Origin of the sequence: Cellulosimicrobium cellulans (assembly GCF_024124905.1) — a bacterium.
GTDB classification, from domain to species: Bacteria; Actinomycetota; Actinomycetes; order Actinomycetales; family Cellulomonadaceae; genus Cellulosimicrobium; species Cellulosimicrobium cellulans_G.
The window spans coordinates 569,169-585,204 of the sequence record NZ_JAMXST010000004.1 but is presented as its reverse complement, the minus strand read 5'-3'; the positions used below and the strand labels follow the sequence as shown (position 1 = coordinate 585,204).

General features: G+C 70.3%; 13 protein-coding genes. 3 read left to right on the top strand and 10 right to left on the bottom strand.

The window, feature by feature from the left end; all coding sequences use genetic code 11:
• Positions 1-42: 42 nt before the first annotated feature.
• Both NHH00_RS14745 and NHH00_RS14740 read right to left on the bottom strand, forming a co-directional pair.
• On the bottom strand, positions 43-1,518 hold the full coding sequence (locus NHH00_RS14745; RefSeq protein WP_253053403.1) for an NAD-dependent succinate-semialdehyde dehydrogenase: 1,476 nt from the start codon (positions 1,516-1,518) through the stop codon (positions 43-45).
• Positions 1,515-2,783, bottom strand: coding sequence for an iron-containing alcohol dehydrogenase (locus tag NHH00_RS14740; protein ID WP_290445369.1), 1,269 nt, complete (start codon positions 2,781-2,783; stop codon positions 1,515-1,517). The genes NHH00_RS14745 and NHH00_RS14740 overlap by 4 nt, the downstream gene beginning before the upstream one ends.
• Before the next feature lie 185 nt (positions 2,784-2,968).
• On the opposite strand from NHH00_RS14740, the gene NHH00_RS14735 reads away from it, so the two are divergent.
• The 3 genes from NHH00_RS14735 (at position 2,969) to NHH00_RS14725 (ending at position 5,217) form a co-directional block, all read left to right on the top strand.
• Positions 2,969-3,709 (top strand): GntR family transcriptional regulator, encoded by a 741-nt coding sequence (locus NHH00_RS14735; protein WP_253053399.1) that lies wholly within the window; start codon positions 2,969-2,971, stop codon positions 3,707-3,709.
• Positions 3,710-3,791: 82 nt separating this feature from the next.
• On the top strand, positions 3,792-4,358 hold the full coding sequence (locus NHH00_RS14730) for a DJ-1/PfpI family protein (RefSeq protein WP_253053397.1): 567 nt from the start codon (positions 3,792-3,794) through the stop codon (positions 4,356-4,358).
• Between the two features lie 19 nt (positions 4,359-4,377).
• Positions 4,378-5,217 carry an alpha/beta fold hydrolase gene (locus NHH00_RS14725; RefSeq protein ID WP_253053395.1) on the top strand — a complete coding sequence of 280 codons (840 nt, stop codon included), beginning with the start codon at positions 4,378-4,380 and terminating at the stop codon, positions 5,215-5,217.
• 78 nt (positions 5,218-5,295) lie between these two features.
• On the opposite strand, the gene nrdF is transcribed toward NHH00_RS14725, so the two are convergent.
• From nrdF to NHH00_RS14685, 8 genes are all read right to left on the bottom strand, one after another.
• Positions 5,296-6,276 carry a class 1b ribonucleoside-diphosphate reductase subunit beta gene (gene nrdF / locus NHH00_RS14720; RefSeq protein ID WP_253053393.1) on the bottom strand — a complete coding sequence of 327 codons (981 nt, stop codon included), beginning with the start codon at positions 6,274-6,276 and terminating at the stop codon, positions 5,296-5,298.
• Positions 6,277-6,414: 138 nt separating this feature from the next.
• Positions 6,415-8,574, bottom strand: a complete 2,160-nt coding sequence (gene nrdE / locus NHH00_RS14715; RefSeq protein WP_440674301.1) for a class 1b ribonucleoside-diphosphate reductase subunit alpha — start codon at positions 8,572-8,574, stop codon at positions 6,415-6,417.
• Complete coding sequence (gene nrdI, locus NHH00_RS14710) at positions 8,571-9,002, bottom strand: class Ib ribonucleoside-diphosphate reductase assembly flavoprotein NrdI (protein ID WP_205205938.1); 432 nt, start codon at positions 9,000-9,002, stop codon at positions 8,571-8,573. Before nrdI ends, nrdE begins: the two co-directional genes overlap by 4 nt.
• Before the next feature lie 81 nt (positions 9,003-9,083).
• Positions 9,084-9,329 carry a glutaredoxin-like protein NrdH gene (nrdH, locus tag NHH00_RS14705; protein ID WP_047232913.1) on the bottom strand — a complete coding sequence of 82 codons (246 nt, stop codon included), beginning with the start codon at positions 9,327-9,329 and terminating at the stop codon, positions 9,084-9,086.
• 752 nt (positions 9,330-10,081) lie between these two features.
• Positions 10,082-11,572 carry a GH1 family beta-glucosidase gene (locus tag NHH00_RS14700; RefSeq protein ID WP_308202320.1) on the bottom strand — a complete coding sequence of 497 codons (1,491 nt, stop codon included), beginning with the start codon at positions 11,570-11,572 and terminating at the stop codon, positions 10,082-10,084.
• 158 nt (positions 11,573-11,730) lie between these two features.
• Positions 11,731-14,028, bottom strand: coding sequence for an alpha-xylosidase (gene yicI, locus NHH00_RS14695; RefSeq protein WP_253053390.1), 2,298 nt, complete (start codon positions 14,026-14,028; stop codon positions 11,731-11,733).
• Positions 14,029-14,105: 77 nt separating this feature from the next.
• The gene (locus tag NHH00_RS14690; RefSeq protein WP_253053387.1) at positions 14,106-15,029 is read right to left on the bottom strand and encodes a carbohydrate ABC transporter permease; all 924 of its coding nucleotides are present in this window, start codon (positions 15,027-15,029) and stop codon (positions 14,106-14,108) included.
• Positions 15,029-16,018 carry a carbohydrate ABC transporter permease gene (locus tag NHH00_RS14685; RefSeq protein ID WP_253053385.1) on the bottom strand — a complete coding sequence of 330 codons (990 nt, stop codon included), beginning with the start codon at positions 16,016-16,018 and terminating at the stop codon, positions 15,029-15,031. Before NHH00_RS14685 ends, NHH00_RS14690 begins: the two co-directional genes overlap by 1 nt.
• Positions 16,019-16,036: the final 18 nt, after the last annotated feature.

Sequence of the window (16,036 nt, the reverse complement as noted above, 5' to 3'; positions counted from 1 at the left end):
GGTCGGTGTTGCCGGACTGTTGCTGCTACTGCTCGTTCACCGTCACCAGGACGTGGCGACGTAGTGGGCCTCCATGAACTCGAGGAGACCTTCCGTGCTCCCCTCGCGGCCGAGCCCGCTCTGCTTGGTGCCGCCGAACGGCGCGGCCGGGTCGGAGACCAGTCCGCGGTTGAGCCCGACCATCCCGGACTCGAGCCGCTCCGAGAGCCGCAGGCCGCGGGCCAGGTCGCCGGTGTACAGGTAGCTGACGAGGCCGAACTCGGAGTCGTTCGCCAGGGCGAGCGCCTCCTCCTCGTCGTCGACGCGGACGACGGGGGCCACGGGGCCGAAGACCTCCTCGTGCAGGAGGCGCGCGTCCCGGGGGACGTCGACGAGCACCGTCGGCGGGTAGAAGCAGCCGGGCCCGTCGACGGGCTCCCCGCCCAGCACGGCACGCGCCCCGCGGTCGATCGCGTCGCGGACGAGCTCGTCGACCTTGCGGACCGCGTCGGCGTTGATGAGCGGTCCGCACCCGGTGCTCTCATCGACGCCGGGGCCGACCGTGACGTCCGCCATCCGGGCGACGAGTCCGTCGACGAAGACGTCGTGCACGGCGTCGGCCACGAGGAACCGGTTGGCGGCCGTGCACGCCTGGCCGCTGTTGCGCATCTTGGCGACCATGGCGCCGTCGACCGCCGCGTCCACGTCGGCGTCGTCGAGGACGACGAACGGGGCGTTCCCCCCGAGCTCCATCCCGCACTTGAGGACGCGGTCCGCGGCGACGCGCAGCAGCCGTCGACCCACCTCGGTCGAGCCGGTGAACGACAGCATGCGCGTGCGCGGGTCGGACAGCATCGCCTCGACGACGGGGCCCGCGGTCGAGGTCGTGACGACGTTGAGCACCCCTGGGGGCATCCCCGCCTGCTCCAGCAGCGCCGCCACGGCGTACGCCGTCAGGGGCGTCTCCGTCGCCGGCTTGAGCACCGCGGTGCATCCCGCTGCCAGGGCCGGTGCGATCTTGCGGGTCGCCATCGCCGCGGGGAAGTTCCACGGCGTGACGAGGACGCTGACCCCGACGGGCTGGTACGTCACCACCATCCGGTTCGCGCCGCTCGGGGAGCGGCCCAGCTGACCGCGCAGGCGCACGCCCTCCTCGGCGTACCAACGGAAGAACTCGGCGGCGTACGCCACCTCGGACCGCGCGTCCGGCAGCGCCTTGCCGTTCTCCAGCGCGATCAGGCGGGCGAGGTCCTCGCTCCGCTCGGTCATCAGCTCGAACGTTCGCACGAGGATCTCCGCACGGTGGCGGGGAGAGGTCGCCGCCCACGCGGCGGCCGCGTCGGCGGCCGCGCCCACCGCCGCCCGGGCGTCGTCGAGGTCGGCGTCGGCCACGGTCGCGAGGACCTCGCCCGTCGCGGGGTCGCGCACGTCGATGCGCCGCCCGCTGCCCGACGCGCGCCGCTCCCCCGCCACCAGCAGGTCGGTGGGCACGTCGAGCCCGTCGAGAACCGGACGCATCGTCTCGTGGAGAACCGTCATCGCACACCTGCCGTCGTGGTCGTGGCCGCCTGGGGCCGGGCTTCTTCTCGCAGCGAGCGCCGGTCGCCGGAGTACGCGGCACGCACGATGCGTTCCAGGGCGTCGACGTCGAGCGGGCGGGGGTTGTTCTCGACCAGCCTCGTGGCCTGGAACGCCTGCTCGGCGGTCCAGCGCAGCCGGTCGGACGGCAGGCCGATCTCCGCGAGGGTCGACGGGATCCCCACGGACCGCAGCAGCGCGGCGCTCCGCTCGATCGCCTCGTCGGCCAGGACCTCGGGAGACTCGCCGGGGTTCGCACCCATCGCCACGGCGACCGCGGCCAGCTCGGGGACGCGGGCGGGTCGGTTGTACTCCATCACGTACGGCAGGAGGGCGCCGACGCCGACCCCGTGCGGGGTGTGGGTGAGCGCCCCGACCGGGTACTGGAGCGCGTGCGCCGCGGCGGTGCCGGCGCTGCCGAGGGCGAAGCCTCCCGCGGTCGCCCCGAGCATCATCGCCTCGCGGGCCTCGGCGTCGCCCGGAGCCTCCACGGCGCGCCGCAGGTTCTCCGCGACCAGGCGCACCCCCAGGAGCGCGTACGTGTCGGTGAGCGCGTTCTTGCCGACGAAGACACGCTCGGTGGCGAGCTCCGGGGTCGCCGTCCGACGAACCGCGGTGAACGACTCGACCGCGTGCGAGAACGCGTCGGCCCCCGCGCTCGCGGTGAGCGACGGGGGGCACCCGAGCGTGAGCTCCGGGTCGCACACGGCCGTGTGCGGGACGAGGTGCGGGCTGGAGATGCCGACCTTGCTGACGCGCCCGGGGTCGGTCAGCACCGCCACCGGCGTCACCTCCGACCCGGTGCCCGCCGTGGTGGGCAGGGCGACCACGGGGACCACCGGGCCCGGGACGCGGAGTTCGCCGTAGTAGTCGGAGGCCTGCCCGCCATGAGCGATCACCACGGCCACCGCCTTCGCGAGGTCGAGGCAGCTGCCTCCACCCATGCCGACGACGACGTCGGGCCGCACGCGGCGCGCGAGCGCGGCGCACTCGGCCACCTGGTGCACCGGGACATCGGGCAGCACCTCCGCGAACACGGTCACGTGGACGCCGGCGCCCTCGATCAGCCGGACCAGCTCCGCGAACTCGTCCGTCCCCCCGAAGCGAGCGTCGGTGCAGACGAGGGCGCGGGACCCGAGGGACGCGGTCACCGTCCCGAGGGCGTACCGCTGCCCTGGGCCGAACAAGACCTCTCGCGGCCCGCGCAGAAAACCGAGGATGCCCATGGGAAACTCCGGGAGATAGTGGGTGGAGTGAGAACTGCGGTCGATTCGCGACCGCCCTTGGTCACGACAGGTGCACTCGTTCCGATACGATCGGATCCGATCCGATCCGATCCAGATCATGGAGCAGTCGAACAGCCGGTGTCAACAGGTTCTTCTGCCCGGCGCACGAAAGGAGCCCGCACGAGGTGGACACGCTAGCGACCGACGAGCGCGACGAGCGGACCGACGAGGACCGGCGCGAGCCGGTGGCGAAGAAGGCTCGCAGGCGGCCCGCCGACCAGGTCTACGACACGCTGCTCACCCAGCTGATGTCGCAGCGGATCGAGCCCGGTTCCCGCGTCACCGTCGACGCCCTGGCGCGCGAGCTGGGGGTCTCGCAGACGCCGATCCGGGACGCGCTGAACCGCCTGGAGGCGGACGACCTCGTCGTCCGCGTCCCCAACGCCGGCTACCGGATCCCCCCGCAGATCACGCGCGACCGGTTCGAGGACATGCTCGAGGCGCGCCTGCTGCTCGAGCCGGCAGCGGCGCGGATGGCGGCGGAGCGCGCCTCGACGAAGCAGCTGGCCAGGCTCCGCGCGGTGCTGGACGAGATGGCGACGCTGTCCGACGGGCACACGGCCTACGGCGAGTTCGGGCTGCTCGACGCCGCCTTCCACGACGTCGTCGCCAGGAGCGGCGGGAACCGCGTGATCCACGAGGCCCTCGCCCGGATGCACGCGCACGTGCACCTCTTCCGGCTGGTCTACGACGCCCAGGTCACCGACCTCGCCACGAGCGAGCACGAGGAGGTCCTCGCGGCGGTCGCCGCGCGGGACCCCGACGCCGCCGCCTACGCGATGCGCCGGCACATCCTGCTGTCCGGCGAGCGGATCCGCCGGCTCTTCGACGAGGAACCGGGTGGTGACGACGCGTCGAGGGGTTGACGGATCGCGCGGCCCGGTGAATCCTGTGCAGATCCGATCGGATCGGATCATCCCATTCGACGACGAGTGCGAGGAGAAGCAGGTGCCCAGAGCTCTGCTCCTGACCGGCGACGCTGCCGAGGAGCTCGACACGATGTATCCGTACTACCGCGTGCAGGAGGGCGGCTGGGACGTCGACGTGTCGTCGCGGACGACGCGCGACGTCCAGCTCGTCATCCACGAGTTCGACCCCGGCTCCGACGCCTACGTCGAGAAGAACGGGCGCAAGCTGCCGGTCGACGTGCCGTGGGCCGAGGTCGACGTCGAGCGGTACGACGCCCTCATCATCCCCGGCGGCCGCGCACCGGAGTGGATCCGCGTCGACGCCCACGTCCGCCGCATCACGGAGCACTTCTTCGCCCGCGACCTGCCCATCGCGCTGGTGTGCCACGGCGCCCAGGTCCCCGCGGTCTACGGGCTCCTCAAGGGCCGACGGACGGCCTGCTTCCCTCCCATCACGGGAGACATGGAGAACGCCGGCGCGACGGTGGTCGACGCTCCCGACGTCGTCGACGGCAACCTCGTGTCGTGCCGTGGCTGGCCGGACATGCCGCAGTTCGGGCGCGTGATGATGGAGGTCTTCGACAAGTCGGTCGGCGCGGACGCATGACCGGCGGTCACAGGTTCCGGTGACGACGCGTCGGACCGTCGCGGTCGCGGGCTCCCCCGTCCACGTGCTCGAGGGCGGAGAGGGGCCGGCGGTGCTGATGCTGCACGGCTCGGGCCCCGGCACGACCGGCTCCGGGGCCTGGTCAGCGATCATCGATGCCCTGAGCCCTTCCTGGCGCGTCGTGGCCCCGGACCACGCGGGCTTCGGGCAGACCCCCCTCCCACCGGGCTCGCGGGGCGGGCTGCGCGTGTGGACCGACCAGGCAGCCGGCCTCATGGACACCCTCGGCCTCGAGTCCTACGCCGTGGTCGGGCACTCGATGGGTGGCGCCGTGGCCCTGGCGCTGGCGGCCGCACGCCCCCGGAACGTCACGTCCGTCGTGGGTGTCTCGGCGATGGGCGCACCGGGGGCGCCCCTGTCGGCGGACCTCGACGCCGTCTGGGCCGCCTCCCCCGACCGAGCCGGGGCGCGGGAGATGCTGAGCCGGCTGTTCCTCGACCCGGCGCACGTCACCGGGTCGGCCGTCGACGCACGGGCGGCCGCGATGCGCGCCGGGGCGGAGGCGTTCGCGTCGATGTTCCCGCCGCCCCGGGCGCGGTGGTCCGAGGACCTGACCCTGTCGACGCGCCAGCTCTCCGCGGTCCGCGCGCCCGTCCTGCTCGTCCACGGCGCGCAGGACCGCGTCACCCCCCTGAGGACCACGGCGCTGCCGCTTCTCGATCACCTGAGCGACGTCCGCCTGCACGTGCTCGGGCGATGCGGGCACGTGCCGGCGGTGGAGCACGCTCCGGAGTTCGTCCGTCTGCTGAGGGACTTCCTGGCGAGGTCGGCGCTCGAACCGTCCGGTGCCGGACGGTGAGCGAGGGGCCCGGAGCCGCAGCGTCCTGCGACTCCGGGCCCCTTCGACGTGCTCCGGCCTGCTGCTCCTGAGAGCGGCTCAGAAGTCCCAGTCGTCGTCCTCGGTGTTCACGGCCTTGCCGATCACGTACGACGAGCCCGACCCGGAGAAGAAGTCGTGGTTCTCGTCCGCGTTCGGCGACAGGGCCGAGAGAATCGCCGGGTTGACGTCGGTCTCGTCCTTGGGGAAGAGCGCCTCGTAGCCGAGGTTCATGAGCGCCTTGTTCGCGTTGTACCGCAGGAACTTCTTGACGTCCTCGGTCAGCCCGACGCCGTCGTACAGGTCCTCCGTGTACTGCACCTCGTTGTCGTAGAGCTCGAAGAGCAGCTCGAACGTGTACGCCTTGAGCTCGTCCCGCTCCTCGGGGCTGAGCTTCTCGAGGCCCTTCTGGAACTTGTAGCCGATGTAGTACCCGTGCACGGCCTCGTCCCGGATGATGAGGCGGATGAGGTCGGCCGTGTTCGTCAGCTTGGCGCGCGACGACCAGTACATCGGCAGGTAGAAGCCAGAGTAGAAGAGGAACGACTCGAGCAGCGTGCTCGCGACCTTGCGCTTGAGCGGCGAGTCGCCCTTGTAGTACTCCATGACGATCTCGGCCTTGCGCTGGAGGTTCGGGTTCTCCTCCGACCAGCGGAACGCGTCGTCGATCTCGCGCGTCGAGCACAGCGTCGAGAAGATCGACGAGTAGCTCTTGGCGTGCACCGACTCCATGAACGCGATGTTGGTGTACACCGCCTCCTCGTGCGGCGTGATCGCGTCCGGGATGAGCGACACCGCGCCGACCGTGCCCTGGATCGTGTCGAGCAGCGTCAGACCGGTGAACACCCGCATCGTGAGCTGCTGCTCCTCCGCGGTGAGCGTGTTCCACGACTGGATGTCGTTCGACACCGGCACCTTCTCGGGCAGCCAGAAGTTCCCGACGAGGCGGTCCCACACCTCGAGGTCCTTCTCGTCCTCGAGACGGTTCCAGTTGATCGCGCTCACGCGATCGATGAGCTTGAGCTTCCCCGTGGGCGACATCTGCCTTCTTCTCTCCTGCTGACCCCGGACCGACCGGGACGACTTCGTGGGACCGGACCCTGCGCCGTCGGCCACTCCTCCGCGGGAGGGTGGCCGACGACGTCGGGATTCGAGACAACCGATAGTTGCCTCAGGCGACTACAGCATGCAGCTGACGCAACCCTCGACCTCCGTGCCCTCCAGGGCCATCTGGCGGAGACGGATGTAGTAGAGCGTCTTGATGCCCTTGCGCCACGCGTAGATCTGCGCGCGGTTGACGTCGCGCGTCGTGACCGTGTCCTTGAAGAACAGCGTGAGGCTCAGGCCCTGGTCGACGTGCTGCGTCGCGGCGGCGTACGTGTCGATGATCTTCTCGTAGCCGATCTCGTACGCGTCCTCGTAGTACTCGAGGTTGTCGTTCGTCAGGTAGGGCGCCGGGTAGTAGACGCGCCCGATCTTGCCCTCCTTGCGGATCTCGATCTTCGACGGCACCGGGTGGATCGAGGACGTCGAGTTGTTGATGTAGGAGATCGAGCCGGTCGGCGGGACGGCCTGGAGGTTCTGGTTGTAGATCCCGTGCTCCATGACCGAGGCCTTGAGCGCCGTCCAGTCCTCCTGCGTCGGGATGTGCACGCCGGCGTCCGCGAAGAGCTGGCGCACGCGGTCGGTCGCGGGCTCCCACACCTGGTCGGTGTACTTGTCGAAGTACTCCCCCGTCGCGTACTTCGAGTCCTCGAAGCCGCCGAACGCGCGACCGCGCTCGATCGCGAGGCGGTTCGACGCCGCGATCGCGTGGTAGGCGACCGTGTAGAAGTAGATGTTCGTGAAGTCGATGCCCTCCTCGGACCCGTAGTGGATCCGCTCGCGCGCGAGGTAGCCGTGGAGGTTCATCTGGCCGAGGCCGATCGCGTGGCCCGACTCGTTCGCGCGCTTGACCGACGGCACCGACTCGATGCTCGTCTGGTCCGAGACGGCGGTGAGCGCGCGGATCGCGGTGTCGATCGTCTTCGCGAAGTCCGGCGAGTCCATCGTCTTGGCGATGTTCAGCGAGCCGAGGTTGCAGGAGATGTCGCGGCCGACGTGGTCGTACGAGAGGTCCTCGTTGAACGTCGAGGGCGTCGAGACCTGGAGGATCTCCGAGCACAGGTTCGAGTGGGTGATGCGGCCCTTGATCGGGTTCGCCTTGTTCACCGTGTCCTCGAACATGATGTACGGGTAGCCGGACTCGAACTGCAGCTCGGCGATCGTCTGGAAGAAGTCGCGCGCCTTGATCTTCGTCTTGCGGATGCGCGAGTCGTCCACCATCTCGTCGTACTTCTCGGTGACCGAGACGTCGGCGAACGGCTTGCCGTAGACGCGCTCGACGTCGTACGGCGAGAAGAGGTACATGTCCTCGTTCTTCTTGGCCAGCTCGAACGTGATGTCCGGGATCACGACGCCGAGCGACAGCGTCTTGATGCGGATCTTCTCGTCCGCGTTCTCGCGCTTGGTGTCGAGGAACCGCAGGATGTCCGGGTGGTGCGCGTGCAGGTACACCGCACCGGCGCCCTGGCGCGCGCCGAGCTGGTTCGCGTAGGAGAACGAGTCCTCGAGCAGCTTCATCACGGGGATGACGCCGGACGACTGGTTCTCGATGTGCTTGATCGGCGCGCCGTGCTCGCGGATGTTCGACAGGAGCAGGGCGACGCCGCCACCACGCTTGGAGAGCTGCAGCGCGGAGTTGATGCCGCGCGCGATGGACTCCATGTTGTCCTCGATGCGCAGCAGGAAGCAGGACACGGGCTCGCCGCGCTGCGCCTTGCCGACGTTGAGGAACGTGGGGGTCGCGGGCTGGAAGCGGCCCGAGATGACCTCCTCGACGATGTCGAGCGCGGCCTGCTCGTTCCCGTCCGCGAGGCCGAGCGCGACCATGCAGACGCGGTCCTCGAAGCGCTCGAGGTACCGCTTCCCGTCGAACGTCTTGAGCGTGTACGACGTGTAGTACTTGAAGGCGCCGAGGAACGTCTCGAAGCGGAACTTCTTGGCGTACGCGAACTCGAACAGCGACTTCACGAACGCGCGGTCGTACTTCGCCAGCACGGCCGGGTCGTAGTACTTGTTCTCGACGAGGTAGTCGAGCTTCTCCTGCAGGTCGTGGAAGAAGACCGTGTTCTGGTTGACGTGCTGGAGGAAGTACGCGCGCGCCGCCTCGCGGTCCTTGTCGAACTGGATCTCGCCGTTCGGGCCGTAGAGGTTCAGCATCGCGTTGAGCGCGTGGTAGTCGAGCTGCGCGCTCGCCAGGGGCACCTCGGTGACCGTGCCACCGCCTGCCACGCTCACGCCGGAATCCGTGACTGTCGTTGCCAAAATCGTCCCAATCCGTCGCGGACGCGCGCGGCGTCCTCGGCTGTTCCCAGGAGTTCGAAGGCGTACAGGTAGGGCACCTGGCACTTCGCGGAGATGATGTCGCCGGCGATGCAGTAGGCGTCGCCGAAGTTGGTGTTGCCCGCGGCGATGACGCCGCGGATCAACGACCGGTTGTGCACGTCGTTGAGGAACTTCACGACCTGACGCGGGACGGCACCGCCCTCGTTGCCGCCCCCGTAGGTCGGGACCATGAGCACGTACGGCTCCTCGACGCGCAGGAAGCCCTCGGTGGGACGCAGCGGGATGCGCTGCACGTCCATGCCGAGGGCCGGCAGGTCGAGCCGCTGGACGAACCGGTGCGTGTTCTCGCTGACGCTGGAGAAGTACACGAGCGACCCCACGGGGACGCACCTCCGTCCTGCCCTGCTCCGCCTGCTTCCGTACGAGTTCCGGGGCACCTCACGGCGCCCCGGGGAGGCCGGTCAGGCGACGACCGGCGAGACCTTCTGCGCGAGAGCGTTGATCTGGTCGGGACGGAACCCGGACCAGTGCTCGTCCCCGGCCACGACCACGGGCGCCTGCAGGTAGCCGAGCCCGCGCACGAGCTCGAGCGCCTCGGCGTCCTGGCTGATGTCCACGACGGAGTACTCGATGCCCTTCTTGTCGAGAGCGCGGTACGTCGCGTCGCACTGAACGCAAGCCGGCTTGCTGTAGACCGTGACGCTCATGGGGTGACTCCTCGTCTCTCGCGCTCTGTCCGGGATCGGTCCTCGGGGAGGGAGATACGTCTCTGACCTCGAAGGACACCGGTGGAACTACGTCTGTGTGATTCGCCAGAAGGCCTCCGGCCCCCTGGGTGTGCAACCACTATACCTAGTGGTCGACACCGCGCCACCGCACTAGATGTCGTGGTCGAACTTCACCCCTCCGCGTGTGCTAGGAGCCATGAGTCCATGGTCCCACCACCCTCTGACACGCCTCCGAGGCCCCTCGTCCACAGCCCGTCGTCCACCGCTCGGAAGCACCACGAACGGCGTCCTCTCGCGGACCGCGGGGCATCGTCCACAGGGTGGGGACGACGTCGATCCACACCCTGTGAGGTCCGGTGAGGCTGCCCTGCGGGGCCACCTCCGCCGTCGCGCGGTCCCGCGCCGGCGGCCGACGAAACACCCCAATCCGGGCGCGACGAACGTCCGACTCGTCGGCGTGTCGCGTTCCTTCGGCGTGTCGCGCGGCGAGTGCGAGGCATGCGAGAAAGGTCACCCCGCTCGCGCCGATCATCGACCACCGCGCTCCCTCGGCCGACCAGGGCTCCACCTCCGCGCACCAGGGCTCTACCTCGGCCCACCAGGGCTCTACCTCGGTTCACCAAGGCCCAATCTCGGCCCACCAGGGCACGCGAGGGCCCGCCCGGTGCGACCGGGCGGGCCCTCGTCCAGCGACTGTCTGCTTCAGCGACGGGCGGTGCCGTCGACCGCGGTCAGGCGGTCTCGTCGACCGCGGGGAGCTCGTTCGACGTCACGAGGCGGCGGTACCAGTGCGCGGAGTCCTTCCACGTGCGCTCGAGCGTGTCGTAGTCGACGCGGATGATGCCGAACCGGCGGTCGTAGCCGTAGCCCCACTCGAAGTTGTCGAGCAGGGACCACGCGAAGTACCCGCGCACGTCGGCGCCCGCGTCGATCGCGGCGCCCACGGCGTCGACGTGGTCGTGCAGGTAGGCGACGCGGCGGTCGTCGTGCACGCGGGGGGTCCCGTCGGCGTCGACCGTGACCTCGTCGGCGAACGCGGCGCCATTCTCGGTGACCATCATCGGCTGGTGCGGGTACGTCGTCGCCACCGACACGAGCAGCTCGGTCATGCCGGCGGGCTCGATGTTCCAGCCCATGGCGGTGTACGGGCCGGGCTGCTGGACGAACTCCACGTCGTCGACGCCGATCCACGGGCTGTGGCTCGACGCGCCGTGGCCGTCGTTCTCGGACCGCTCGCCCTCGCCGGAGAAGTGGCGCACGCGCACGGTCGAGTAGTAGTTGACGCCGAGGATCGACAGCGGCTGGCGCACCGTCTCGAGGTCGCCCTCCCGCACGAACGACCAGTCGCTCACGTGCGCGGTGTCGGCGAGCAGGTCGGCAGGGTACTCGCCGTCGAGCATGGGCGCGAGGAACGCGCGGTTGGCGAGCGCGTCGATCTTCCGCACCGCGTCGAGGTCCGCGGCCGACGACGGGTCGTCGGGGCGGATGACGTGCAGGTTGAGCGTGACGGACGTCTTCGCGTCCTCGCCGAGCTCGTCGCGGATCGCCTGGACGGCGAGGCCGTGCGCGAGGTTCAGGTGGTGCACGGCCGCGAGCGCCGCGGCGGGCTCGGTGCGGCCGGGCGCGTGCACGCCGGAGCCGTAGCCGAGGTAGGCGGAGCACCACGGCTCGTTGAGGGTCGTCCAGGTGTCGACCCGGTCGCCGAGCTCGCGCGCCATGTGGCGGGCATACTCGGCGAACGCGTGCGCGGTGTCGCGGTTGGCCCAGCCCCCGGCGTCCTCCAGCTCCTGCGGGAGGTCCCAGTGGTAGAGCGTGACGACGGGCTTGACGCCCTTCTCGAGGAGCGCGTCGACGAGGCGCGAGTAGAACGCGACGCCCTCGGGGTTGAGCGGGCCGGTGCCGCCCGGCTGGACGCGCGACCACGAGATGGAGAACCGGTACGCCCCGAGGCCGAGGTCCGCGATGTGCTGCACGTCCTCCTGCCACCGGTGGTAGTGGTCGTCCGCGACGTCGCCCGTGTCGCCGTTGAGCGTGCGGCCCGGGGTGTGGGAGTAGGTGTCCCAGATGGACGGCGTGCGGCCGCCCTCGGCGGCGGCGCCCTCGATCTGGTAGGCGGCGGTGGCGGAGCCCCAGAGGAAGTCGGTGGGGAACGTGCGGCGGCCCGACGACGCGGGCGCGGCCTGCGCGTCGACGGCGACGGGGGCGGTGGTGTCGGTGGTCACGAGGGTCCTCGCTGGTCGGTCGTCGGACGACGCGGTCCGCGACGGGTGGTCGGTGGGTGCGCGTGCGTCTCGGTGGGTGCGAGCGCGGCACGCGCGGGAAGTGCAGGGCGAGCATGCCATGGGAGCGCTTCCATGACATGCTCGCCCAGGATACGTCCTCAGCCGAGGTCGATCGTCACGCTCGTCGCGCCGTGCGCCTCGGCCGCCGCGGAGCCGGCCCGGACGGACCAGGCCGCAGGGGCGTCGTCGGACGAGACGGTGAGCGTCGCGCCCGACCGGCGGACGCGGAACGTGGCCCCGGGCGCGCCGTCCGACGGCGGGACGACCACGAGCTCGTCGTACCCGTCGGGCAGCTCGAACGCGTGCAGCGTGACGCCGTCGGCCCAGGCGTAGTCCGGCCGGTCCGTGCGGGCGCCGACCGGCAGGACGGTGCCCGGGCGCACGAGCACCGGGAGCGAGTCGAACCCGTGGGTCTCGGTGACCCAGCGCGGGCCCGTCACGGTCTCGCTCAGGGCGGGGCCGTCGTCGGGCTGCACGAGACGCGTCCACGTGCCCTCCGGCACGTAGTACTCCACGCGGCCGTCCGCGCGGAACACCGGCGCGACGAGGAGCGCGTCGCCCAGCAGGTACTGCGTGTCCGCGGTGTACCCGGCGCGGTCGTGCGGGAGCTCGAGCACGAGCGGCCGCATCATCGGCACGCCGTCGGTGTGCGCCTCCTCGGCCACCCGCCCGAGGTACGGCATGAGCGAAAGCTTGAGGTGCGTGAACTTGCGCGTGACGTCGACGGCCTCGTCGTCGAACGCCCACGGGACCCGCACCGAGCCCGAGCCGTGCAGGCGCGAGTGCGACGAGAGGAGGCCGAACGCCGTCCAGCGCTTGAACACGCCCGGGTCCGGCGTGCCCTCGAAGCCGCCCATGTCGTGGCTCCAGTAGCCGAACCCCGACATCGACATCGAGAGGCCGCCGCGCAGCGACTCGGCCATCGACGCGTACGTCGAGTCGCAGTCGCCGCCCCAGTGCACGGGGAACTGCTGGCCGCCCGCCGTCGCGGACCGCGCGAACAGCACCGCCTCGCCCTCGCCGCGCGTGCGCTCGAGCAGCCGGAAGACCGCCTCGTTGTAGAGCTGGGCGTAGTAGTTGTGCATCTTGCGCGGGTCGGAGCCGTCGTGCCACGCGATCCCGTCGACGGGGATCCGCTCGCCGAAGTCGGTCTTGAAGCAGTCGACACCCTGGTCGAGCAGGCCCTCGAGCTTGCCGACGTACCACGCGGTCGCGTCGGGGTTGGTGAAGTCCACCAGCCCCATGCCCGCCTGCCACAGGTCCCACTGCCAGACCGACCCGTCCTCGCGCTTCACGAGGAAGCCCTGCTCCGCGGCCTCCGCGAAGAGCGGCGAGCGCTGCGCGACGTAGGGGTTGATCCACACGCACACCTTGAGCCCGCGGTCGTGCAGGCGGCGCAGCATGCCCTCGGGGTCGGGGAACGTGCGCGGGTCCCACTCGAAGTCGACCCACTGGTACTCGCGCATCCAGAAGCAGTCGAAGTGGAACACCGACAGCGGCAGGTCGCGCTCGGCCATGCCGTCGATGAACCCGTTCACCGTCTGCTCGTCGTAGCTCGTCGTGAACGACGTCGTGAGCCACAGGCCGAACGACCACGCCGGCACGCGCGCGGGGCGGCCCGTCAGCGCCGTGTACCGGCGCAGCACGTCCTTGGGCGTCGGGCCCTGGATGACCAGGTACTCGAGCGACTGCCCCTCGACGGAGAACTGGACGCGCGTGTTCACCTCGGAGGCGACCTCGAACGACACCTTCTCCGGGTGCTCGACGAACACCCCGTAGCCCTTGGTCGTGAGGTAGAGCGGCACGGACTTGTACGCCTGCTCGCTCGACGTCCCGCCGTCCTCGTTCCAGATGTCCACGACCTGGCCGTTCTTGACGAACGGGCCGAACCGCTCCCCTAGGCCGTAGACGAGCTCGCCGGGCTCGAGCGCGAGCTGCTCGTGCGTCCAGGCGCGGCCGTCGTCGGCCGTGACGTGCCCGACGGACTTCGGCAGCGAGGAGGTCAGCACCTCGCCGTCCGCCTCGAAGTCGACGCGCCAGCGGTCGCCCCGGTGCACGCGCACCGCGAGGTCCTTGGACCGCAGGACCGCGACGTCGTCGTGCACCTCGACCTCGGGCCGGAACCCGGGCTCGCCGGTCACCTCGAACGCCGGGCCCCGGCGCACCGCACCCTGGTGGTGCTCCACGCGCACCCGGATCACGCCGGGTGCGGGCGAGGAGTACGTCGTCGTGAGCATCGGGCGGTTGAGAGTGTCGCCGCGGCCGCGGATCTTCGCCGTCGGCGCGTACACGGTGAGCGTGCCGGCCGCCTCGTCCGCGCGGACGTCGTCGACCTCGACCGCGTAGAGCGGGTGCATGCCGGGCCGGACCTGCCAGTACCCGTCGGTGAACTTCATGGGTGGTGCTTCCTTCGTCGGTGCGTTCAGGTGTCTCGGGGGCCGCCCCGGGGCGGCTCGGCATCACACGAAGAGCGTCACTTCACGGCGCCCGCCGTGACGCCCCGGGTGAGGGTCCGCTGGAAGATGAGGAAGAAGACCAGCGCGGGGATCAGCGACACGAGCGCGCCCGCGTTGGTCGTCGGGGCGTCCATCATCCGGTCGCCCTGGAGCGACGCGAGCGCGATGGGGATCGTCTGGGTGTCGTTGGTCGTCAGCATGACCAGCGGGATGAAGAACTCGTTCCACGTCCAGATGAAGAAGAAGATCATGAGGACGCCGAGCGTGGGCTTGACGATCGGGTAGACGACCTGCCACAGGATGCGCCAGCGTCCGGCGCCGTCGAGCTGGGCCGCCTCGAGCAGCGCGGGCGGGAACGTCCCGAGCACGGACGCGAGCAGGTACGTGCCGAACGCCGCCTGGATGACCGTGAAGATGATGATGATCGACCACTGCGAGTTCGACAGGCCGACCTTCTGAGCCATGTCGAACAGCGGGTAGATGAGCGCCTCCTGCGGCAGCATGTTCGCCACGAGGAACAGCGTGACGATCCAGAGGCGGCCCTTGATGCGGCCGACGCCGATCGCGTACGCGCTGAGCAGCGACAGGAGCGTGCCGAACACGGCGACGAGCGCCGAGATGAAGACGGAGTTCCAGAGCTTCTGCGGGAAGTTCGTCCGCGTCCAGAAGTTCTGCACGCCGTCGAGGTAGAGCTCCTTCGGGATGCTCAGCGGGCCGTCCTGGGAGTACTCGGCCGGCGACTTGAACGCGTTGAGCACCATGATGACGAACGGCGACAGCATGAGCAGGGCGACGAGGATCGCGGCGGCGAGCACGAACCAGCGGCCGACGCCGCGGCGGTAGCGCTCGTCCTGCCGCGTGGCGCGCAGGGCGCGGCGGGGGCTGGACGCGTCGGCGCCCGGCGCCACGGCGTCCGCGGGGGTGGTGGTGACGGTGGACATCAGCGGCCCTCCTGCTCACGACGCTCGGCGCGGCTCTGCAGCGCGAGGATCACGACGGCGACGACGATGATGACGAGGGTCAGCACGGTCGCCACCGCGGCGCCGTAGCCGACCTTCGACTTGTCGAAGAAGTTGAGGTACGAGTAGTAGCTCGGGACGAGCGTCGAGCTCTCCGGCCCGCCGCGCGTGAGCACGTAGATGGGACCGAACACCTTGAGCGCGGCGACCGTGCACGTGAGCGTGACGACGAACGTCTCGGGACGGATCTGCGGGATCGTGATGGCCCCGAAGCGGCGCCACCAGCCCGCGCCGTCGAGCTCGGCTGCCTCGTACAGCTCGGGGTCCACGCGCTGGAGCGCGGACATGAAGATGACGACGGGGTAGCCGATCTGCACCCAGATGAGCACGAGCATGACGCTCGGCAGCGCGGTCGTCGTGTCGCCGAGCCAGTTCGGCGGGTTCTCGATGCCGATCCCGCGCAGGATCACGTTGAGCGCACCGGTCTGGGCGTTGAGGATCCAGTTCCACAGCACGCCGGCGACGGCGACGGGCAGGATCTGCGGCAGGTAGTACGTAGCGCGCAGGAAGGCCGCGACGCGCGGGCCGAAGCGCCGGCCGAGGTAGTCGAACAGCACGGCCGCGAGGACGAGGCCGATGAGGGTCGGCACGACGACCATCGCGAGGATCATCGCGATCGAGTTCTGGAACGAGGTCCAGAACGCCGAGTCGTGCAGGAGGTCGGCGTAGTTGCCCAGCCCGTACCAGCGCATCGGCGCCATGCCGCCGCGCCACTTGAACAGGCTGTAGTAGACGTTCATCACGAACGGGTAGCCGATCACGACGACGAACGCCACCGCGCCGGGCAGGAGGTAGGGCAGGTACGGGAGCCAGGCGGGCCGGCGACGACGGCGGCGTGCCGCGGTCGCGCGCGACGCCTCGCGCGCGGGTCCGGGCCCGGCCTCGGGCACGGTGTCGGTGCGGGTGGTCATGACGGTCTCTTTCGCGGG